The organism is Mesorhizobium sp. M1252, from assembly GCF_040318265.1.
GTDB lineage: Bacteria > Pseudomonadota > Alphaproteobacteria > Rhizobiales > Rhizobiaceae > Mesorhizobium.
The window spans coordinates 1-21,198 of the sequence record NZ_JAMYLX010000007.1 but is presented as its reverse complement, the minus strand read 5'-3'; the positions used below and the strand labels follow the sequence as shown (position 1 = coordinate 21,198).

Annotated in this window: 22 protein-coding genes; 9 read left to right on the top strand and 13 right to left on the bottom strand. The window is 63.3% G+C overall.

The window, feature by feature from the left end; genetic code table 11:
- Positions 1-7 precede the first annotated feature (7 nt).
- The 6 genes from iolE to phnN all read left to right on the top strand — a co-directional run bounded on the left by iolE (position 8) and on the right by phnN (position 4,849).
- Positions 8-925 (top strand): myo-inosose-2 dehydratase, encoded by a 918-nt coding sequence (gene iolE, locus NKH22_RS15515; RefSeq protein WP_023695973.1) that lies wholly within the window; start codon positions 8-10, stop codon positions 923-925.
- A 9-nt stretch (positions 926-934) separates the two neighbouring features.
- Positions 935-1,183: a hypothetical protein gene (locus NKH22_RS15510; RefSeq protein WP_023672345.1), complete on the top strand. Its 249-nt coding sequence runs from the start codon at positions 935-937 to the stop codon at positions 1,181-1,183.
- A gap of 179 nt (positions 1,184-1,362) precedes the next feature.
- Positions 1,363-2,175 (top strand): 5-deoxy-glucuronate isomerase, encoded by an 813-nt coding sequence (gene iolB / locus NKH22_RS15505; protein WP_023821756.1) that lies wholly within the window; start codon positions 1,363-1,365, stop codon positions 2,173-2,175.
- Between the two features lie 151 nt (positions 2,176-2,326).
- Positions 2,327-3,034, top strand: coding sequence for a DUF1045 domain-containing protein (locus NKH22_RS15500; protein WP_023821757.1), 708 nt, complete (start codon positions 2,327-2,329; stop codon positions 3,032-3,034).
- Positions 3,035-3,068: 34 nt separating this feature from the next.
- Positions 3,069-4,223 (top strand): alpha-D-ribose 1-methylphosphonate 5-triphosphate diphosphatase, encoded by a 1,155-nt coding sequence (locus NKH22_RS15495; protein WP_023821758.1) that lies wholly within the window; start codon positions 3,069-3,071, stop codon positions 4,221-4,223.
- Positions 4,220-4,849 carry a phosphonate metabolism protein/1,5-bisphosphokinase (PRPP-forming) PhnN gene (gene phnN / locus NKH22_RS15490; protein ID WP_023821759.1) on the top strand — a complete coding sequence of 210 codons (630 nt, stop codon included), beginning with the start codon at positions 4,220-4,222 and terminating at the stop codon, positions 4,847-4,849. Before NKH22_RS15495 ends, phnN begins: the two co-directional genes overlap by 4 nt.
- A 2-nt stretch (positions 4,850-4,851) precedes the next feature.
- Here the strand turns inward: phnN and NKH22_RS15485 are convergent, their stop codons facing one another.
- From NKH22_RS15485 to NKH22_RS15475, 3 genes are all read right to left on the bottom strand, one after another.
- The gene (locus NKH22_RS15485; RefSeq protein WP_023684050.1) at positions 4,852-5,838 is read right to left on the bottom strand and encodes an ABC transporter permease; all 987 of its coding nucleotides are present in this window, start codon (positions 5,836-5,838) and stop codon (positions 4,852-4,854) included.
- A gap of 44 nt (positions 5,839-5,882) precedes the next feature.
- Positions 5,883-7,421 (bottom strand): sugar ABC transporter ATP-binding protein, encoded by a 1,539-nt coding sequence (locus tag NKH22_RS15480; RefSeq protein ID WP_352510633.1) that lies wholly within the window; start codon positions 7,419-7,421, stop codon positions 5,883-5,885.
- A 122-nt stretch (positions 7,422-7,543) separates the two neighbouring features.
- Positions 7,544-8,506 carry a sugar-binding protein gene (locus NKH22_RS15475; RefSeq protein ID WP_023672352.1) on the bottom strand — a complete coding sequence of 321 codons (963 nt, stop codon included), beginning with the start codon at positions 8,504-8,506 and terminating at the stop codon, positions 7,544-7,546.
- A 580-nt stretch (positions 8,507-9,086) separates the two neighbouring features.
- Here NKH22_RS15475 and NKH22_RS15470 point away from each other — a divergent pair.
- On the top strand, positions 9,087-10,190 hold the full coding sequence (locus tag NKH22_RS15470) for a LacI family DNA-binding transcriptional regulator (protein ID WP_031198361.1): 1,104 nt from the start codon (positions 9,087-9,089) through the stop codon (positions 10,188-10,190).
- Positions 10,191-10,336: 146 nt separating this feature from the next.
- Complete coding sequence (locus NKH22_RS15465) at positions 10,337-10,591, top strand: hypothetical protein (RefSeq protein ID WP_196815243.1); 255 nt, start codon at positions 10,337-10,339, stop codon at positions 10,589-10,591.
- A 358-nt stretch (positions 10,592-10,949) separates the two neighbouring features.
- On the opposite strand, the gene NKH22_RS15460 is transcribed toward NKH22_RS15465, so the two are convergent.
- The 10 genes from NKH22_RS15460 to NKH22_RS15415 form a co-directional block, all read right to left on the bottom strand.
- Entirely contained in the window at positions 10,950-11,543 is a 594-nt protein-coding gene (locus NKH22_RS15460; RefSeq protein WP_286461242.1) for a hypothetical protein, read from the bottom strand.
- A gap of 547 nt (positions 11,544-12,090) precedes the next feature.
- Complete coding sequence (locus NKH22_RS15455) at positions 12,091-13,002, bottom strand: ABC transporter permease (protein ID WP_023710456.1); 912 nt, start codon at positions 13,000-13,002, stop codon at positions 12,091-12,093.
- Complete coding sequence (locus NKH22_RS15450) at positions 12,999-14,099, bottom strand: ABC transporter permease (protein ID WP_023671209.1); 1,101 nt, start codon at positions 14,097-14,099, stop codon at positions 12,999-13,001. Before NKH22_RS15450 ends, NKH22_RS15455 begins: the two co-directional genes overlap by 4 nt.
- Complete coding sequence (locus NKH22_RS15445; protein WP_352595115.1) at positions 14,096-15,619, bottom strand: ABC transporter ATP-binding protein; 1,524 nt, start codon at positions 15,617-15,619, stop codon at positions 14,096-14,098. Before NKH22_RS15445 ends, NKH22_RS15450 begins: the two co-directional genes overlap by 4 nt.
- A gap of 3 nt (positions 15,620-15,622) precedes the next feature.
- Positions 15,623-16,720, bottom strand: coding sequence for a BMP family ABC transporter substrate-binding protein (locus tag NKH22_RS15440; protein ID WP_352510744.1), 1,098 nt, complete (start codon positions 16,718-16,720; stop codon positions 15,623-15,625).
- A 26-nt stretch (positions 16,721-16,746) separates the two neighbouring features.
- A complete protein-coding gene (locus tag NKH22_RS15435; RefSeq protein ID WP_352595112.1) occupies positions 16,747-18,126 on the bottom strand; it encodes an amidohydrolase in 1,380 nt (459 codons plus the stop codon).
- Position 18,127: 1 nt separating this feature from the next.
- Positions 18,128-18,787, bottom strand: coding sequence for a glutathione S-transferase family protein (locus NKH22_RS15430; protein WP_023699368.1), 660 nt, complete (start codon positions 18,785-18,787; stop codon positions 18,128-18,130).
- Positions 18,784-19,629 carry an aromatic ring-hydroxylating oxygenase subunit alpha gene (locus NKH22_RS15425; protein ID WP_023742256.1) on the bottom strand — a complete coding sequence of 282 codons (846 nt, stop codon included), beginning with the start codon at positions 19,627-19,629 and terminating at the stop codon, positions 18,784-18,786. The genes NKH22_RS15430 and NKH22_RS15425 overlap by 4 nt, the downstream gene beginning before the upstream one ends.
- Complete coding sequence (locus NKH22_RS15420; protein WP_023819712.1) at positions 19,626-20,279, bottom strand: Rieske 2Fe-2S domain-containing protein; 654 nt, start codon at positions 20,277-20,279, stop codon at positions 19,626-19,628. The genes NKH22_RS15425 and NKH22_RS15420 overlap by 4 nt, the downstream gene beginning before the upstream one ends.
- A gap of 157 nt (positions 20,280-20,436) precedes the next feature.
- Positions 20,437-20,703: an acylphosphatase gene (locus tag NKH22_RS15415; RefSeq protein WP_031209248.1), complete on the bottom strand. Its 267-nt coding sequence runs from the start codon at positions 20,701-20,703 to the stop codon at positions 20,437-20,439.
- 334 nt (positions 20,704-21,037) lie between these two features.
- On the opposite strand from NKH22_RS15415, the gene NKH22_RS15410 reads away from it, so the two are divergent.
- Positions 21,038-21,198, top strand: a 161-nt coding sequence (locus tag NKH22_RS15410; RefSeq protein ID WP_502902654.1) for a helix-turn-helix domain-containing protein, incomplete at its 3' end; no start/stop codon positions are given.

Genomic DNA, 21,198 nt, shown 5'->3' with positions numbered 1-21,198 from the left:
CTAAAACTTGAAAGCCAAACTGGGCATGTCCCCCATTGCGTGGTGGAACGACGATCTTGCCGAACTCAGCGACGACGTCTCGCTGGAAGAGTGCCTGCGCCAGTCGCGCTCGGCAGGTTTCACCGGCATGGAAATGGGCCGGCGTTTTCCAAACGACCCCGAAATCATGCTGCCGATCCTGAAGCAGGCCGACGTGACGCTGTGCGGCGGCTGGTTCTCCGGCACGCTGGTCGATGAGGACATGGGCAGGAACAAGGATCGCATCCAGCCGATGATCGACCTGTTCAAGGCGGTGAATGCGCCTTGCATCGTCTATGGCGAGGTCGGCCGCTCGATCCAGGGCGATCGCTCCAGGCCTCTCGCCACCAAGCCGAAACTGTCGAACGACGAGATGAGGGCCTATGCCAGGCGCCTCACCGAATTCGGCGAATGGTGCGCCGAGCAAGGCATGCCGCTGTCCTATCACCATCACATGGCGGCAGTGGTCGAGACTGAGCCGGAGCTCGATGCCTTCATGCGCCATTCCGGCGAAGGCATTCCGTTGCTGCTCGATGCAGGGCATCTCGCCTTTGCCGGCGGCGACGTGCTGCGCGCCATCGACAACCACCACAAGCGGATCAGCCATGTCCATGTGAAGGATGTGCGCATGGGCGTGATCGACGGGCTCGACCGCACAAAGCAGTCCTTTCTCGACGCCGTGGCGCTCGGTGCCTTCACGGTGCCTGGCGACGGTTCGCTCGATTTCGGCGCCATCGTGCAGCGCTTCGCCGACCATGGCTATGAAGGCTGGTTCGTCGTCGAGGCCGAGCAGGACCCGAAAAAGAACCCGCCGCTGAAGATGGCCCAAGTGGGTTACAAGGAGCTGATGCGGGTGATGACGGCGGCCGGCTACACGGTCGAGACGCAAGGCTTTCCCAATGCGTAAGCCGGTCCGATGAAGGATTACGAGCACCCGTTCTTCCGGCCGCTGTGGCGGCGCGTTGCCGTTGTCGCCGTCTGCGTGATCTGGGCCGGAATAGAATTCGCCTCCGGCACCCCATTCTGGGGCATCATTGCGCTCGGCTTTGCCGCCTACGCCGTCTGGCAGTTCTTCTACCTTTACAAGCCGGTGGAGGAGAGCAAGGCTGCGCCTGATCGACCGAAGACCGGCGAAGCGAAGGCGGACGCCGAACCGAAGGAATGAAGCGGCCGTGGCTCGGAAGGGCTTGCGGGTCGGACACTCGACACCTGGCGTATCGCCTACGTCGGTGATTGGCCGGAACGTCCCTCGCTTCGTCATCCTAGGGTCTTCGCGACGGAGCTTCGCTCTAGGATGACGAAGTTGAGAGGCCGACCTCGAAGACTTGCGATAGGAGACAAAACATGTCGAAACTGCTCGTCAAAGCCGACAAGGGCCATGGCCGCGTCGCGCATGTCACGCCCAACAGCGCCGGATGGACCTATGTCGGCTTCGACCTGCACCGGCTGAAGCCGGGCGAGACCGCATCCGGCAAGACGCAGGATCGCGAAGTCTGCCTGGTGTTCGTCACCGGCAAGGGCACGGCAAAGGCCGGCGGCCGGGAACTCTGCCTGCTCGGCGAGCGCATGTCGCCCTTCGAGGGCAAGCCGTGGTCGGTCTATATCCCGGAGGGTTCGGACTGGTCGGTCACCGCCGACACCGATCTCGAACTCGCGGTCTGCTCGGCGCCGGGCCTGGGCGGCGGCTTGCCCGTTCGCGTCATCGCACCCGACGACCTCGGCCAGGAGACTCGGGGCAAAGGCACCAACACGCGCTACGTCACCAACATATTGCCCGAGGGCAGGCCCGCCGACTCGCTGCTGGTGGTCGAGGTCATCACGCCCGGCGGCCACACATCGAGCTACCCGCCGCACAAGCACGACCAGGACAATCTGCCTGCCGAATCCTATCTTGAGGAAACCTATTACCACCGCCTCAACCCGCCGCAGGGCTTTGCCTTCCAGCGGGTCTACACCGACGCCGACAAGTCGGGCGCCCGCGAACTGGACGAGGCGATGGCGATCGAGGACGGCGATGTCGTGCTGGTGCCCAAGGGCTATCATCCGTGCGCGGCCTGTCACGGCTACGACCTCTATTACCTTAACGTCATGGCCGGGCCGAAGCGGACGTGGAAGTTCCACAACGCGCCCGAGCACGAGTGGCTGATGAAAGCCTGATCGGCCTTCGCTTGCGGCGGAAGCTGTTGGTCCAGCAGCGAAAAATCGTCGGCTAAGGACCTGCGGGGTCGATTTGCCTTCGAAAACCCGCATAAGCTTCGTCAATCCGTCATGGAAATCACCTATGGCAGCGGGCTGACGAGGATTTTCGATGCGCTACGCCATCTATTTCACCCCGATGCAGGACGAGCCGCTGGCGCGGATCGCCGCCAACTGGCTGGGTCGCGACCCCTTTGGCGCCGCCACCAGGCCGGTCGAGGCGGTGGGCGAGCTGTCGGCGGCCGAAGTCGCTTTTCACACCGCATCGGCGCGGCGCTACGGTTTTCATGCGACGCTGAAAGCGCCCTTCCGGTTGGCGGCCAACGAAACCGAAAGCTCGCTGCGCGCGGCGCTGGACGCCTTTGCCGAAGCAACGCCGACGGTCACCATCCCGCGCCTGGTCGTCAGCCAGATCGATGGTTTCTTCGCTTTGGTGCCGGAACGCCCGCTGCCGCCGCTCAACCGTTTCGCCGACGATGTCGTGCTTAGCTTCGACCGTTTTCGCGCGCCGCTCACCGAGGCCGAGATCGAGCGCCGCAGCCCGGATTCGCTGAACCCCGCCGAGTTCCGCAATCTCTGTCAGTGGGGCTACCCCTACGTGTTCGAGGCCTTTCGCTTCCACATGACACTGTCCGGCCGGGCCGGGCCGCAGGAAAGCCAACGTCTGCGCGCGGCAATTGACAGCCTGTTCGGCGATGTGCTGCAGCAGCCGGTGCTGGTGGATGCGCTGACGCTGTTCGTCGAAACCGAACCGGGCGCTCCGTTCATGGTGCTTTCGCATCATGCGCTCGGCCGCCGCGCTGCCCGAAAAACCGCCTGACCGCAATTCGTCCGAGTAAGCAAGGACTGCCTGAATGACCGCCGAAACTGTTCTCCACAACGCCCGCATCGTGCTTGCCGACGAGATCGTCGAAGGGTCGCTCGTGCTGCGCGACGGTTTTATTTCCGGCATCGACGCCGGCACCGCCCACACCGGCGGGAACATGGGCGGCGAGGACATGGGCGGCGACTACATCATTCCCGGCCTGGTCGAGCTGCACACTGACCATCTCGAAGGCCACTATGCGCCGCGCCCGAAGGTGCGCTGGAACCCGATCGCCGCCGTGCTCGCCCATGACGCGCAGGTGGCCACCGCCGGGATCACCACTGTGCTCGACGCGCTGCGCGTCGGCATGGACGAGGACGCGGATCTTACCTCCGACGATATTCGCAAGCTCGCCGACGCGATCGAGGACAGCGTCGCGAAAGACCGGTTGCGGGCCGACCATTTCCTGCACCTGCGCTGTGAGGTCTCGGCGCCGGATTGCTTGCGGGCTTTCGCCAATTTCGATGGCGACCAGCGGGTCAAACTGGCGTCGCTGATGGACCATGCGCCGGGACAGCGCCAGTTCGTCAATCTCGAGACCTACGCCCATTACTATCAGCGCAAGCTGAAGCTGACCGATCGCGACTTCCAATTGTTCTGCGAAAAGCGGATGTCGGAATCAGCGAAGAATTCGGGACCGAACCGGGTGGCGATATCAGCCGCCTGCAACGAGCGGGGCATCGTGCTGGCGAGCCATGACGACGCCACATCAGGCCATGTCGACGAGGCGATCGAACAAGGCGTGCGCGTCGCGGAATTCCCGACCACGCTGGAAGCCGCCAAGGCCTCGAAGGATGCCGGGCTCGGCGTGCTGATGGGCGCGCCCAACGTCATGCGCGGCTCCTCGCATTCGGGCAACGTCTCGGCCCGCACGCTGGCCGGCGACGGCCTGCTCGACATATTGTCGTCCGACTACATTCCCTTCAGCCTGATCCAGTCGGCCTTCTTCCTCGGCGACGTCGTCGAGGGCATTTCCCTAACGCAGGCGGTTGCGATGGTGTCGAAGAATCCGGCCGAGGCGATCGGCCTAAACGACCGCGGCGTCATCGAACAGGGCCGCCGCGCCGACCTCGTGCGGGTGCGCCTCGACGATCATGTGCCGGTCGTGCGCACCGTCTGGCGCCAAGGGCGGCGGGTCGCCTGATGGTCTCGGCGTCGATCGAGCGCGAACTCAGCAGCGAGGCCTTTCCGGTCCGCAACGGCGTCTTCGTCGCCGTCGTCGGCCCGAGTGGCGCCGGCAAGGATACGGTAATCGGTTATGCCCGCACCTTGTTTGCCGACGAGACGAGGCTGGAGTTCGTCCGCCGGGTCATCACCAGGCCGAGCGATGCGGCAAGCGAGGATCACGACACGCTGGCCGACGCGGCCTTTGTCGAAGCCGAGGCCGACGGCGCCTTCGCCATTTCCTGGGAGGCGCACGGCCTACGCTACGGCATTCCGGCCGATGTCGACTGGTCCATCGCCAACGGCTATGTCGCGGTCGCCAATGTCTCGCGCGCAGTCATCCCGGTGCTGCGGGAGCGCTATGCCAATCTGGCTGTCGTCGAGATCACCGCCTCGCCGGAAATCCTCGCCGAGCGTCTCGCCCAGCGCGGCCGCGAATCGCGCGGCGAAGTGCTGGCTCGGCTCGCCCGCAGCGCCAATATCGCTTTGTCCGGCTCCGGCGTCACCTCGATCGACAATGGCGGCCAGCGCGAAGCCGCCGGAGAACGCTTCGCCGAGGTGCTGCGCAAGGCGATGGCCTTCTCGGATATATCCGGCGTGATGTAGCGCTACTCCGCCGCGACAGTCTTCCGGCTGGCATCGAGCATCAGCCGCCTTGCGCGGAACACGCCCCATTGCTGGTCGACCAGCACGCCGATCAGGATCACGCCGCCCATCACCGCGAAGTTGAGCGAGGACGGGATGCCGAGCAGATTGACCAGGTTCTGCAACTCCTGCAGCAGCACGGTGCCCAGGATGACGCCGACCAGCGAGCCTTCGCCGCCGCGCAGCGAGAAGCCGCCGAGAACGGCGGCGGCAATGGCGTAGAGCTCGTAGAACTGGCCGTGGCTGGCCGGCGAGATCGAGCGCGTGTACATGGCGAAATAGATCGCCGACAGCGCCGTCAGAACGCCGCAGATGACATAGGCGGCCATCACGACGCGGCCGGTGCGGATGCCCGAATATTTAGCCGCCTCTTCGTTCTTGCCGATGGCATAGAGGTAGCGTCCGAACACCGAGCGGTGCAGCACCACCCACATGACGATCGAAATGACGATCAGTGCGATGAAACTGTTGGGCACGCCATAGCTGCGGCCCGCGGTGAGGAATTCGAGCTCGGGAAAATTCTGGCCGAAGGCGAAGCCGGCGGTGCCGTCGGCGGTATAGAAACGGGCGACCCCGCGATAGATCAAAAGGCCGCACAGCGTCACCACGAAGGGCTGCAATTTCAGCCTTGTGATCAGCCAGCCATGCGCCAGCCCGATGATGCCGCCCAGCACCAGGATCAGCGGCAGCGCCACCGGCCATGGCATGTCGCGCACAGCGATGAAATCGATGAATAGCGTGCCGAGCAGCGCCACCAGCGACCCCACCGACAATTCGATGCCGCCGGTGATGATGACGAAGGCCTGGCCGATGGCGAGGATCCCGAACAGGCCGATCAGGTTCGAGGTGTTGGCGAGGTTGATCGGCAAAAGGAAGCGCGGGTTGATGGCGGTCACCACGGCGCCGACCACCAGGATCAGGATCAGCAGGCCGAGATCTTTTTTACTCATCGTCTTCTCCCCAATGCGCCGGACCGGCAATCGCCTGAAGCCCGCTAGTTTGCCGGCTTGCCGACCGCCAGCAACAGCACGTTTTCCTGGCTGAATTGTTCCTTGTCGAGAATGCCCGAGATCTGGCCCTCATGCATGACGGCGATGCGGTCGGACACGCCGATCACCTCTTCCATGTCGCTGGAAATCATCAGCACGGCGACGCCGGCGTCGGCCAAGGCTCGCATCAGCCCGTAAATCTCGGCCTTGGCGCCGATATCGATGCCGCGCGTCGGCTCATCGAGGATCATCACCTTCGGGTTCATCGCCAGCCATTTGCCCAGCACCACCTTCTGCTGGTTGCCGCCCGACAGCGTGCCGGTTCGCGTCTGCACCGACGGCGCTTTGATGCCGAGATTCGTCTTCTGCTTCTCTGCGGTGGCGGCCTCGGAGCTTGCCGACACCAGTTGACGCTTCGCATGCGCCGGCAGGTTGGGCAGCGAGATGTTCTGCGCGATCGACAGGTCAAGCAAAATGCCGGTCAGCTTGCGGTCTTCCGGAACCAGGAAAATGCCATGCGCGACCGCATCGGCCGCCGAACCCAGTACAAGCGGCTTGCCGTCGAGTTCGAGCCCACCGCCAAGCGTGCTGTCGATGCCGAAGAACACCCGCGCCAGTTCGGTGCGGCCGGAGCCGACAAGACCGGCAAGGCCGAGGATTTCACCGCGCCTGATGTCGAGGTCGACCGGCCGGGCAGGGTAGGCGGGGGTGCGGATGGCTTTGGCCGAGAGAGCCGTGGCGCCCGGCGCCCGCGCCGCCTCGGAGGCCTTCTCGCGCTCCTTCAGCATGCGGCCGATCATCAGCTTGACCATCTGGTCGTGGTTGATGGCGCTCTTCGGCAAGGTGCCGGCCAGCATGCCGTCGCGCAGCACCACGACGCGGTCGGCGACGCGCTCGACCTCATGCAGCCGGTGCGAAATGAAGATGACGCTGATGCCATCGGCCTTCAGCGCCTTGATGACGTCGAGCAGCTTGTCGGTTTCGGCAAGCGGCAGGCTCGATGTCGGCTCGTCGAGGATGACCAGCCGTGCCTTGATCGACAGCGCCTTGGCGATCTCGACCATCTGCTGCTGGGCAAGCGACAGCGAGGCAACCGGCGTATCGGCGGAAAAGTTGGCGCCGACACGCTTCAGCAGCGGCGCCACCATTTCGCGCAGCTTGGCGCGGTCGACCAATCTCAGCGGCCCGCCGCGCAACGGCTCGCGGCCGAAGAAGATATTGGCGGCAACATCGAGGTTTTCGAATAGATTGAGTTCCTGGTGGACGAAGGCGATGCCCGACCCCAGGCTGCCTTCGACGGTGAGCCCGTCATGCGCAACGCCGTCGACGGTGATGGCGCCGCTGTCCGGCCTGGTGACGCCGCCGAGGATCTTCATCAAGGTCGACTTGCCGGCGCCGTTTTCGCCGACCAAGCCGATCACCTCTCCCGGCCTGACCTCCATGGAAAAACCATCCAGCGCCACCACGCCCGGATAGGTCTTGCGCACGTTCTCGAGGCCGAGGAACGGGGTGGTTGCGACGATGGATGGGTCGGAATAATTCATCACGCCATATTTGATCAGGCTTGCCAGCAGCCGGTGGGCTACAGACTGACGGGCCTTGGCCGGCCCGTCAACACGATCGCCGGCTCAAGGCGAACCCCGAGCCGGCGCAACTGCTCGTGGTCTCAGTTTCCGGACATCGCCTTCAGATTGGCGGCATAGGTGTCGACATCGTCCTTACCGATGATCTTGGTCGGGATAATGATCAGGCCGCCTTCCGGAATGCCTGATTTGTCGCCCTTGAGATAGGCGGCCATCAGCTTCATGCCCTGATAGGCCCATTCGAAGGGCTGCTGCACGACGGTCGCCGCCACGGTGCCTTCCTTGACGCCGCCCAGCGTGATCGGATCGTCATCGAAGCCGACGACCGTGATCGAGCCGAGCTTCCCGGCGTCGCGCAGCGCTTCATAGATGCGCGGCGTGTTGTAGGAATAGAAGCCGACCATGCAGGTGATGTCGGGGCTGGCGACCAGCGCGTCCTCGACATTCTTCTTGGCGCGCGCCTGGTCGATGTCGTCGCCGCGCACGTCCACCAGTTCGATCTTGCTGCCGGCGAGGCCGTCCTTCATGCCCTGGATGCGTTCCTTGGCATTGTCGGCGCCGAGCAGGCCGACGAAGCCGAGGCACTTGCCGCCGTCCGGCATCGCCTTCTTGGCGATCTCGGCCGCCTGCTTGCCGGCGTCGACATTGGACGAGCCGATATAGGCGACGCGCTTGGTCTGCGGGGCATCGGAGTCGGTGGTGAACAGCGCCGTTTCCGACGCGATCTTGTTCAGACCGTCGGTCGAGGTCTTGGGGTCGACGGCCGAGACCATGATGCCCTTGACGCCGGCGGTCACCAGATCGTCCATCAGCCGCTGCTGGATGGCGACCGAGGACTGCTCGGGATATTTGAGTTCGAGATTGTAGTCGGGCAATTCGGCCTGCGCCTTCTTGACGCCGGCTTCGGCGGCCTTCCAGAAATCGGAAGCGCCGTTGACGACGAAGGCCAGCGTCGGTTTGTCGTCGGCGCGCGCAATGGCTGTCGCGGTCAGGCCAAGCAGCAGGGCTGCGGTGGCCACAGATGCATGTCGTATCAAGGATTTCATGTTCAACCTCCCGTTTTGGCTCAGTCGTCGGACTGAACCGATCTTGCATTCACTGACTTGCCGCTCGCGATTTGGACGCCCTCCTCCTCAGGGGTTCCCGGCGCTGAAGAATGGCGTCGTCGGTCGCGATCACGGACTTTAGAGACTCATCCCGTGCTCGTAAATAGTCTGATTTGTCTGACATATCACATGTCCGAGACCAGGCTTGCGGAGGCAAACCCCGCTCGCCATCGGGCCATTCACGTGCACTTCTCGCCGCACGGGGTCCCACCTGACCGGACACGGCGGATTGACGTTACAGCGTCGTTTTGTATTAGTAAACACTATTAGCAGAGGTCTCGCGCGGACACTCGGCGTGGCCCTAGGTCTAGTTTGCCCGAACAGGTGCAGCACGGCTTCGCGCAAGCAGATGCCTTGCAGTCCTCGAATTTCACGCGGCCCGAAGCGGCATGGCGGCGAACTTCAAAGCTGCTAATAAAGATAAACGCCTTCGACTATTTCCATTGGTCGACGGCGCCACACCATCTTGTCGGTGTGGCAGGCTTGCGACTAGACAGGCTGGGGATTGGGACGCAATGCCATGAGCGAGACGAGGGATCCGGACGACACGGCGAAGCGGCGCAAGGCGCCGGCGAGAGCCGCCAAGGGCGGCCGCGTCACCATGACCGACATCGCCAGGGCAGCCGGTTGCTCGCAGGCGACCGTCTCTTTCGTGCTCAACGATTCGCCCGGCATCCGGCTGTCGCAGCAGACGCGCGAGCGGGTGATCGACGCCGCGCGCTCGCTCGGCTACGCAGCACCCGCCTTCTCGGCGCTGCGCAAACCTGTTCCCGCCTTCGATGGACTTGACGGTGTCATCGGTTTCGCTGTCGACCAGCTGGCGACAAGCCCGGAAGCCGTTGTCGCCATCGAGGGCGCGCGCCAGGCGTCGTGGAACGCCGGCAATGTGTTGCTCGTGGCGCAGACGATGGGCGACTCCGTCATGGAGCCGCGCGCCATTGCGGCGCTCACCAGGCGCGGCATCTCGGCGCTGGTCTACATGACCATCTTCACCCGCGAGATCACGGCACCGGACTTCCTCTACGGCCTCGACATCCCGGTCATCCTGCTCAACTGCTACACGGCCGATTATGCCTTCCCGGCCGTGGTGCCGTCCGAGATCGCCGGCGGCCAGAACTCGACCCGGCATCTGATCGGCCACGGCCACCGCCGCATCGCCACCATCACCGGCGAGCCGTGGATGCAGGCCGCGCAGGACCGCCTCAAAGGCTACCGCAGGGCGCTCGCCACCGCCGACATCCCGTTCGATCCCGAACTGGTGGTCGAGGGCGACTGGTCGGCGAGCGCCGGCTACGCGGCGACCGTGAAGCTTTTGGCGCTGAAAGAGCGTCCGACCGCTATCTTCTGCCAGAACGACCGCACGGCCATCGGCTGTTACGAAGCGCTGAAGGAGGCGGGCCTGCACATCCCGCAGGACATCTCCGTCGTCGGCTATGACGACGAGGAGATCGCCCGTCACCTGTTCCCGCCGCTGACGACATCGATCCTGCCGCACATGGCGATGGGCCAATGGGCGATCGAACAGCTCGAAGTGCCGCCGCCTGCCGGCCGCGGCCGCTATCCCATCACCAAGCTGGAATGCCCGCTGGTCGAGCGGGAGTCGGTGGCAGCTGTGGCTGGATAAAGCTGAACCAATCCATCCCGATGCAAATCGGGATGGGTCTGTTTGGTGGTTGCGCCTCAGGGCAGGGACTATCCGGGAACGTGCCGCGGTTAGAACCGCAAGACGACAAAGGAGCGCCTGCGATAGCAGCGCCGGCGCAGCCGGCCATGCCGCCAGAACGTGCGGCAGTGCCGTCTCCAGACATGCCGCCTGTGGTGGCGACGATGGTGCCATCGCCGATGCGAGATCTGCTCAACATCGCCAGCGCCTTCGTCGTCATCAAACGAATTGGCATCCTGCTTGTCGAGTTCATCGAGAATGCCGTTACCGACATTGGGAACCCCGGCCACGGCCTCGAGAGGCCGAACCGAGGTAGCAAGCGCCGCGGCCCCCGCAACGCCAAACAATGCTGTCAAGAATGATCGCCGATCCATCAAAACCTCCATCAGCAAGACAAGGCTAACATGACGAGCCTAACACAATGCAGCTAGAGCGGGTGATACAAAAGGCCAGAGGCGAATCTTCGAGCCGGCCCAACCGGGTGACCGGACGGACGGTAGAGGTCAGATTAAGGCCGCAACCGGGCGGCGCGCTTCCTTCGGCTCGGTGACCAAGCCATGCAGAATGCCGCCGATGAAAGCGCACAGCCTGACCGGTTCCGCCTTTCCGCGAAACGCTGAACCGCTCGGCAAAGCTCTCTCCCTAAGAATGCCCGCCACCTTGCGGCATTGGGGCTGGCTGAGAGACTGATGCCCCACGGCACATGCGATGTTGCGGTACTCAGCGCCGCGCCAATATCCGGCAGAGCTCCTTCAGGTCCCGGTCGTAGGTGCCCTTGCCGCTGAGCACGCTGGCGCAGCGTTTCTTCATCTTGGCGATCTGGCCGGCCGACATGGCGCTGATGGCAACCACCGCCGGTCGCGTCGGCACCGCCGGCGTGTTGGGATCCCGAGGGCTGGTGGGCGCGGTCGGTGCGCCAATGCCGACCCCGACCCCGGCCGTCACCCCATTGCCCACCCCGACACCGGCGCCGACCCCGACACCGCTGCCGACGGTTGCGCCGACCCCGACCCCGACGCCCGTGCCCACCGATGCGCCGACGCCGGCCGCAACGCCGCTGGTGCCGCCAACCGTAGCGCCGACACTGGCGGTGGTGCCGCTGGTGCCGCCGACCGTTGCGCCGACATTGGCGCCCTTGCTGCCGCCGACCGAGACGCCGACGCCAAGCCCGCCGCCACTGCCGCCGACCGAGACGCCCACCCCACCGCTGCCGCCGATGCCCACACTGAGCCCGCCCGCGCCAGCCGGAAAGCACAAAGCCACGGCAACAGCGCCACCGGCCAAGGCCTTTGTTAAACTTTTAAAGAAATCCATAATGACGCTCCCCGTGTTGGTTGCCTGGACGCAGGTTGAACAGCATCCGTTACCAATATGATTACGCGAGTGTAGCGTTTTTAGTTTCTGCAAGAATAGGTAGTATTGGGAATCGTTGTTATGGCTTCTTGCGGCGACCGGAATATATATTTTGGAATTGGCGGAAAAAATCGAGGATTTGCGGTTAGACTCGGAACCTTAGACAGGCAGGACGAGTGCTCGCATGCGGGAATTTACCGGGCGCATGCCTCAGGCCATCTTGCGACGCCGCTTCGCTAGGCTGCGGTGGAGAATGGACCCTCGAGAATGGGGCTCGTACTGCAGAAAAGGGGACGACCCAAGAAACCCGCGACGATCTCCACCGATGTCGGGCGCGTTGTGCGTCACATCGTTCCGCTGCTCGCAGTCGACGGCGTCAGCGCTACCCTTGCGGGCATACCTTCGCCCCGTTTGGCGTTTCTGCCCTTTGGATCGGATGCCGATCGTCCGCTGGCGTTTCGAATCTCTTCAACTTACGCCGAGTTTCGCAAATCCACTTTCATCCCGGCTAACGTTCGAAGGGTTCGCCAAGCGAGGCGACACCGTTCAGCCTGAGCAAGCGGCGGTCCGCCGAGATGACACCGAGCACGACGATCGTAACGAGATAGGGAAGGCTGGAAAGCAGTTGCGATGGCAAGTCCAGACCGGTCGCCTGGGCGGCGAGGCTCATCAGCGAAACCGCACCGAAGAGGCAGGCACCCAGGAAGATGCGGCCAGCGAGCCACGTACCAAAGACAACGAGTGCGATCGCGATCCAGCCACGTCCGGCAATCATACCGTCCGCCCAAAGGGGCGTGTACACCGCCGCCGCATAGGCGCCGGCAAAACCCGCCATCATGCCACCAAAAGCTATGGCCGCGATACGGATAGCGATGACCGGATAGCCGATGGCATGGGCTGCCTTGGGATTCTCGCCGATTGCCCTCACGACAAGGCCGACTCTCGTATAGGCAAACATCGCCCAGATCGCAAACGTCACGGCAAGGGAAAGCCATACGACGACGTCCTGGACAAACAGCCTGCCGACTACCGGGATTTCCGAGAGGCCGGGAAAGGCAAGTTTCGGGAGCCCCTTGACCGTCAAGCTCTCGTAGCTTTTGCCGAACAGCGCCGAAAGGCCCTGGCCGAGAATGCCGATCGCAAGGCCTGTCGCGACCTGGTTTGCCCGGAATCCGAGTGCCAGCACTGCAAAGACGAGGGACAGGACGGCGCTACCGAGGCCGGCGGCAACGAACCCCAGCAGGTGTCCACCGCCGTGGTAGACGACGATGAACGCGAGCACCGCGCCGAGGGCCATCAGGCCCTCTACGCCGAGGTTAAGAACGCCGGCGCGCTCGACCACCAACTCGCCGAGTGCGGCAAGGAGAAAGGGGGTTGCCGCTGCGAGCATGCCCGAAATAATGAACTCGACGGCGTTCATGGCTGGCTCAGGTGATGGGGGCGGCGCCACTCGATGCGGTAGCGCACGAAGGCCACAGCGCCGAGATAGGCGAGCAGCAAGCTGCCTTGGAAGACGCGGACGGCGGCGATCGGCAGGTTTGCCGACACCATCGCATTGTCGCCGCCGATATAGAGGACAGCCATAAAGAGCGCGGAAAAGATGATGCCGACTGGATGCAAGCCGCCGAGATAGGCGACAATGATGGCCGCATAACCGTAGCCGGTCGAGATCGAGCGCTGCAGCTGGCCGAGCGGCCCCGCGACTTCCGCCGCGCCTGCCAGTCCCGCCGCCAAGCCACCGATCAGAAGCGATAGCCAAATCGCACGCCCTTCGCTGAAGCCGGCGTAACCGGCCGCGCGCGGGGCAAGACCGCCGACCTTGAGCTTATACCCCATGAAGCTTCGCTGCATGAAAACCCAGGCCACCAGCGAGAGCGCAAGTGTGATGAGCAGCGAGACGTTGACGCGGGTACCGGTGATCAGGGTCGGCACCATCGCGTCGTTCTGAAACATGACGGATTGTGGGAAATTGAAGCCGGCCGGGTCCTTCCATGGGCCGAGCAGCAGGTAGTTGAGGACTTGCGCCGCAACGAGGCTCAGCATCAGGGAGACCAGGATCTCGTTCGCATTGAGCCTGACGCGCCAGAAGGCGGTGATAGATGCCCAAAGTGCACCGCCGAGGGCACCTAGAAGCAGCATCAGCGGCCAGATCCACTGCCCGGTCGCCTGCGGAAACCAGACGGGGATCGCCGAGGCGAAAATAGCGCCCAGGATAAACTGGCCCTCCGCGCCGATGTTGAACACTTTTGCGCGGAAACCGATCGCCAGCCCCTGAGCAATGAGGAGAAGGGGCCCCGCCTTCAGCAGCACCTCCGCAAACGATGCCCAGGAGAGGAACGGCTCGAGAAGCATCGCGTACAGGACGGCCGCCGGATCTCGGCCTATCAGCACATAAAGGCCCAGATTGAGGATGATCGCCATGCCAAGCGCGACAGCCGGGGCCAGCATGGCCGCGACGAGCGAGGCATGCTCCCGGCGGACGAGCGCGGGGAGGAACGGCGCGGCCCAAACGCTCATGCAGGAACCTTCTCTGGCGAGGCATGTGCTCCGATCATGTATCTGCCGATGTCTTCGGGGCGCGTGTCCCGCGTGACCAGAGGCGGACTCAGCATTCCATGATGGAGCACCTGGATGAAATCGCAGAGTTCGAAAAGTTCCTCGAGTTCCTCGGAAATTACGAGGATCGCCACGCCCAGGTTGCGCAACGCGATGAGCCGCCTTCTGATGGCGGATGCAGCGCCAATGTCTACACCCCAGGTCGGCTGCGCCACGAAAAGCAGTTTTGGCGACAGCATCATCTCGCGACCGACGATGAATTTCTGCAAGTTGCCGCCGGACAGCGAGCCCGCTTCGGCATCCGGGCCGGAGGCGCGGACGTCGTACCGACGGATGCATTCGCTGGTGAAAGCCGTCGCTCCGGCGCTGTTGATGAGGCCGCGCCTCACGAGATCGAAAGGATGGGCGGTAAGAACGGTGTTGAGCACGAGCGACATTTCAGGGACCGCGCCGCGTCCCAGCCGGTCTTCGGGCACGAAGGCGAAGCCAAATCTCCTGCGCACGGCCGCATCGAGTGCGCCTACGTCGCGGCCCATCATGTAAATCCGGTCGCGTTGTTCCTTCAGCAGCATCGCTTCGCCCGAGATAAGCGCGGCAAGCTCGCCTTGGCCATTGCCCGATATTCCGGCTATGCCAAGGATCTCGCCTGATCGTACCGTGAGGCTGATGCCGGAGAGCGGCGTGGCAAAGGGGTCGTCCGGCGTGTAGTCCATGCCGATTATTTCCAGCCGCTTCTCCCCCTCGGGCATGGCCAACGCGGGCATCACCTCGGGCATGTCGCGGCCGATCATCATCCGGGCGAGGTCGTGCGCATCATAGTCGCGCGGGTCGACGGTGCCGATAACGCGCCCTCCACGCAAGACCGTCGCCTGGTCACAGATCGTGCGAATTTCCTCCAGTTTGTGGGAGATGAACAGGATGGACACGCCGCGGTCGCGAAGGCGCCTGAGCGTGTCGAACAGCTTCTTCACCGCCTGCGGCGGCAAGACCGAGGTCGGCTCGTCGAGAATGAGCAGCTTCGGGTCCGTCATCAGGCAGCGGATGATCTCCACCCGCTGCCGTTCGCCGACCGAGAGCGCGTGCACATCGGCGAGAGGATCCACTTCAAGGCCAAAATCCTGGCCGAGGCTGCGGATGCGCCCCGCCAGCTCCGCCTTGCCGCCGGGGACGACGAGCTGGATGTTCTCGACGACAGTCAGCGTCTCGAACAGCGAGAAATGCTGAAAGACCATGCCGATGCCCCTGCGCCGTGCCTCAGCCGGCGAGGCAAGGCGCAGAGGCTCTCCGTTCCAGACGACGGTGCCTTCGTCCGGCTGTTCAACGCCATAGATGAGCTTCATCAGCGTCGATTTGCCCGCCCCATTCTCCCCGAGAATCGCATGGATCGATTGGGGCGCCACGTCCAGATCGATGGCTTGGTTGGCCCGGATCTGGCCGTAGCTCTTCGAGATGCCGCGGAGCGACAGAAGGGGCGGGGTCATGACTTACTTCGGCAGTGGTGTGGTGACACCCTTGACGTGCCAGTCCATCGCGACGATCTCGGGATCCGCTATCGTCGCACCGGCGGCGGCGGCTTCGCTGCCGTCGGCCTTGGTGATTGGACCTGTGAAGGGCGAGAAGCTGCCGTCGGCGATCTTCGCCGCCACTTCCTTGATCTTCGTCATCGTGTCGGCTGGGATATCTGAGTTCCAGTCCACGACCTCCACCACCTTTTCGGCGACGCCGAGGAAGGTGTTGGCGCCCTTGAAGGTTCCGGCCAGATGGGCATCCACGGAAGCCTTGAAGAAGGGCGACCAGTCCGTCGCGATGCAGCCGAGATATTTCTTCGGCGCATATTTCTTCATCGACGAATTGAGGTTGAACGCATAGACGCCAGCCTCCTCGCAGGCCGAGATCACGGAGGGTGTGTCCTGCGCGTTCGAGAAGATCACGTCGCAGTTCTGTGCCATCAGCGCCTTGGCGGCTTCCTGTTCCTTGGCCGGGTCGAACCAGGAGTTCACCCAGACGACCGATACCTCGATATCGGGATTTACAGTCTGTGCGCCGAGCGTGAATGCGTTGATCGAGGTGATCAGCTCCGGAATGGCGAAGGCCGAGACGGAGCCGAGCTTGCCGGTCTTGGAAAGAGCCGCGGCGGCTATGCCGAGCAGGTAAGTGCCCTGGAAATACTTCGCCGCGAAGGGCGAGAAATTCGGCGCGGTCTGGAAGCCGGAGGCATGCAGCACGGTGACCCCAGGATCGCGGCGGGCGATCTGTAGTGCACCATTCTGGTAGCCGAATGAGCCGGCGATCAGGAACTTGTTACCGTCGGCGACGGTCTTGTTCATGATCCGGTCGGCGTCCGGCCCTTCGGCGATGTTCTCGATGACGGTGATCTTCACCTTGTCGCCGTACGCGGCCTTGACCGGCTCGAGCCCGGCGGCGAGCGCATGGCCCCAGCCGACATCGCCGACCGGCGACGGGAGCACGAGCGTGATACCGAGCGGCTCGTCGGCCGCAAAGGCGGGACGGCTGCCAAGCGCGCCGGCAAGCCCTGTCGCGGCAAGGCCCTTCATCAGAGTTCTGCGGGTCAGATAGTTCAGCATGTCAGTTCCCCTGTCTTAAGTTGTTAGAATTCCACCGCGGCAAAAGCGGCTTCCGCGTCCGCAGCAAGCCGGGTCTCGTTCAGCCCGGTAAACGCACCCTTCTCCCAGACGATGCGGCCGTTGATCATGGTCATGTCGGTGGGCATGCCGATGCCGACCTTGGCGATCAGGCTCAATGGATCGTGGCGCGTGCCGACATAATCCATGCGGCGCGTGTCGATCGCGAAGAGGTCGGCGGCCATGCCGGGCGACAGTCGGCCGATGTCATTGCGGCCCAGAAGCGCGGCCCCGCCCGTTGTCGCATAGCCGAGGAAATCGACCGGCGCAGGCACGGGATGAGCGCGCGTCGAGGCCGCCAGGCATTGCAGCATGTAGGCGGAATGGATGCAGTGCATGAGGTTGGAATTGTCGTTCGAGGCAGCACCGTCGCAGCCGAGACCGACGCGCAGGCCAAAGGCGGACATGGCGGGAATATCAGTCACCTCCGCGCCCACCAGATAGACCGGCTCAGGGCAATGCGAGACACCGGTGCCGCTCGCCGCCATCAGCCGCAGTTCGTCATGCGTCAGCTCCCAGCAATGGGCATAGAAAGTGTCTCGGCCGGCAAATCCGAGGTCCTCGAGATAGTCCACCGTACGCATGCCATGGCGGGCCTCGATGATCGGGCTTTCGCCCTCGCCGACATGGGTGTGCATCCGCACCCCGCGATCACGCGCCAGCGAAACCGATTCCACGAAGGTCTCGCGGTAGCAGTTGACCGGCTGGCAGGGAGCGACCACGACCTGACGCATGCTGAAGGGACTGGTGTCGTGATAAGTGTCGATGAGGCGTGCGCAGTCGGCGATGAATTCGTCCGTGGTCTCCAGCATCTCGTCTGGAATGGTCGAGCCTTCCGATTTTGGCAGCGTGTTGCCGCCGCGGCCCGCGTGGAAACGCATGCCGAGAAGGTCGGCCGCTTCGAACTGCCGGTCGATGAGCCGTTTTCCGGCATGGCGTGGAAAATTGTACTGGTGGTCGAAGGCCGTCGTGCAACCGTGCTTTATCAACTCTGCCATCGCCGTGATCGAGGCGTGGTAGAAACAATCCTCGTTGAGCCGGGAGAAGATCGGATAGATCCGGTCGAGCCATTCGATGACCGACAGCTTCGTCCAGTCGAGGTCGGCACGGTTGCGCACAAAGCACTGAAAGAAGTGATGGTGCGTGTTGACGAGGCCGGGATAGACGAACCAGCCGTCGGCGTCCTGCACGATAGTACCGGCCGGCAACTCGCTTCTGTGCAGGCCTTGCCCGATTGCCTCGATCTGCGGGCCATTCGTCAGCACATCGACATTGCGCCGGACGCTCGGACCCCTGCCCTCGTCGGTGATGACCGCTGCGCAATTCTTCAGGAGATAGCCGGTCACCTCACGCCTCGTCCAGCATGGGTCGCGGTTCGGGCTTCAACTCGTGCAGCCGGTGGATACCGGGCATTTCGATGAAATTGTCGAGGCTGCGGAGCGCTCGCGACCAGAGCCGGATCGTGGGATACGGATCGAGGGAAACGCCGCCGTCGGGCGCGAGCGCGACGTAGGGAAAGCAAGCAATGTCGGCAATCGTCGGCCGGTCGGATGCGAGAAACCGATCGCCACGCATTTTTTGTTCGAAGAGGCCGGCTTCCAGCTCACGTAGTGCCGCTATGCCATTGGCCTGAAGCGCACCGATGTCACCGGGACGCAGCAGCATCTCATGCAGGCGCGCGCCGCCGAGGTTGGCGGTCAGCCTGTGCGAGAAGGAAAGCCATTGCTGGATGCGCGCCGTCTCCTCGGGGGCGCCGCTGCCGAGCCAGGCCGGTGCTGCCTTCGCGGCGAGATAGCCAAGCATGGCGGAAGACTCGGTCAGGATCAGGTCGCCGTCTTCAAGGATCGGGATGGAGCCTCCCGGATTAAGCGCCATAAGCTCGGGGCCACGATGCTCGGCGCCGGGATGGAAGTCGACCGGGCGGATTTCGAGCTTCACACCTGACAGCGTGGCCATCAGGCGCACCTTGTAGCAACTTGGGGAGAGGATGTAGTCGTAAAGCTTCATTGTGCCACCAATTGCGCGCCGTAGGTATAATTGTGGCGCTTCAGCCAGCGGCGATAGGCGACCGAGGTCAGGTCGGCGCGCGTGGGGATTTCCATGCCGGGATCGAGCGGCAGAAGACGCGGGATCTGGTTTTCGAGGATCGAGCGGTCCTGCAGGAAAATCGTCTGCTGGAAATGGATGAGATCGGTCAGTGGCGTCTCGTCATCGAAAAGCGCCATCCATGGCCAGACGTCGCAGAGATCCTCGGCAAGCGGCTGGACGAATAGCGTAATGACATCCCATTCGTCCGGGCGCGGCGGGCAGGTCTTGTAGAGGACTGAGCAGGTCGGAGCCGGCACGCGGTACATGTATTCCGTCGTGATACCTCCACTCGCGGATTTCGCCGCCTGCGGCTGGTAGAACTTCACCTGGGTCGCCCAGACCTCGTCCTCTTCCTCGCGGATCTCGACCTTGTAGTTTTCGACCTCGGTATGCGGCTCCGAGCCGAGGATGTCGGTATGGACGAAGGGGAAGTGTGCGATGTCGAGGAAGTTCTCGACGGCGCGGAGCGGCGAGCAGCGCACCCGCACCACGCCGACATCGACGAAGCGGCGCCCGGGCTGGTCTGCCTCGGGAATCGGAAAGACCGGTTTCTTCGGTTCGCCGAGCGACGACCAGATATGGCCATAGCGCACCGAAACCGGCAGCACGCGCCCGTTTTCGCCTGTCACTTTCGCCGCGCCATTGGCGTCGAGCGCAACCTTGATCGGCTCGTCCATCAGGGTGGTCTCGCGCCCATAGCGGTCGAGCCGGCTGAAAAGCCCGACTGGATACCATTCGTGGCGCATCGCATCGTCGATCATGGCACAGTCCCTTTCGCCTCGATCCCTTCGGCCATGCGCCGAAGGCTCTCGGCGGCTCGCGAGGCCGCGATGCGCTCGGACGCATCGCAATCGGCTGGAACAAGGACGTGGATCAGCGTCTCGCCGGCTTCCTGCGGGATAGGCAGCAGGCGGATTGCCGGCGCGCCGGGTGCCTGCCAGACGCATCCTTCAACGGTGGCCTTCGTACCGGCAGCGACAAAGAGCGCCGAACTTCCGGCGCGGGCCGTCAATGAACGGAGCGGGACGTAACCCTCAAAAAGGGGTGGCTTGCCGTCAGGCTCTCCATCCGCGACCCAGATGATCCCGCCTGCCTCTTCGACCAACCGGGTCGCAACTCGAATCGTCTCCGGCGGCGTGAGGCTGGGATGGGCAGGAATGCGCAGGCACTGACCGGCCTGCGAATAGGTCCAGCCGTGATAGATGCAGGAGAGCGCCTCGCCGCGCACGAAGCCATGGGAGAGGCGCATGCCGCGATGCGGACAGCGATCCGCCGATGCCGCCAAGCGCCCCGATTGGCTTCGCCAGAGGGCAATGGGACCGGCGGGCGTCCGCGCCGGCATTACCTGTCCTGTTGGCAGATCCTGGGTAAGGGCGACCGGCACCCAGGTGTCCGTCTTGTCGGACAGCATGACCTTACTTTCCGTACTGATACTACTGTTTCCCGACCAGAGAGATGCCGGCGCAAGGAGTTGGCGAACCGCTCGATGCGGCTGACGTATGCATAATTATTTCGCAATTGCAATATTGGTTAAATTAAGTGCAAACGGACGGTAACCACACGCAAAGCTATATGTTTTTTTGCTCGACAGGCGCGCGGTCGATCGTCTCTACCCAGACCTCAATGGGCCCAAGCGAACATCCCATCTCCATCATGTCGATCAGTTCCGGCGCACCGGCAATATCGAGTTCGATGCGATCGGTGCTTGCATGAGCGATGTGGTGCGCGAGACCGAGCTTGGCCGCATGGCGCATGATCCAAGGCACGAAGGACGCGGGTTCGAGGTGGCCGCGAATGGTCATCCGCTCATGCAAGCGGTGTTGACTTTGCTTCATCACGAACGGGAACGCGCGCCTTGGTGTCACGGTCAGCAGCATAGCGTCTGACTGAACGGGCGGAAGTGGTAATCGACGCGCCAATAACACCGTATGGACTGATCGCCCATGCCTACACCGGGCACTCATGCATGTCGCCCAGAAGTGAGCCGCGGTTCTGGGACAACGACATGCATTAAAACAAAGACTTCAAGCGGGTCGCATGGATCCGTTCAGCGTGACGCGCTTTAGGGTTATCTGAGCTATTGTAATACATCTGCCCTTCCCGAGAGATGGGTGACAGTTCATTCCGGAGACATGGGTTACACTTTCGGCCCTTTGCAAGGAGAGCAAGGTGCCTTGGAAGGAGTGTAACGTCATGGAAGAGCGGCTGAAGTTCATTGCCCGGCTGCTGGACGGCGAGAAGATATCGGTGCTTTGCCGTGAGTTCGATATCTCGCGCAAGACCGGCTACAAGATCCTCACACGCTACAATGACAGTGGCCTTGAGGGGCT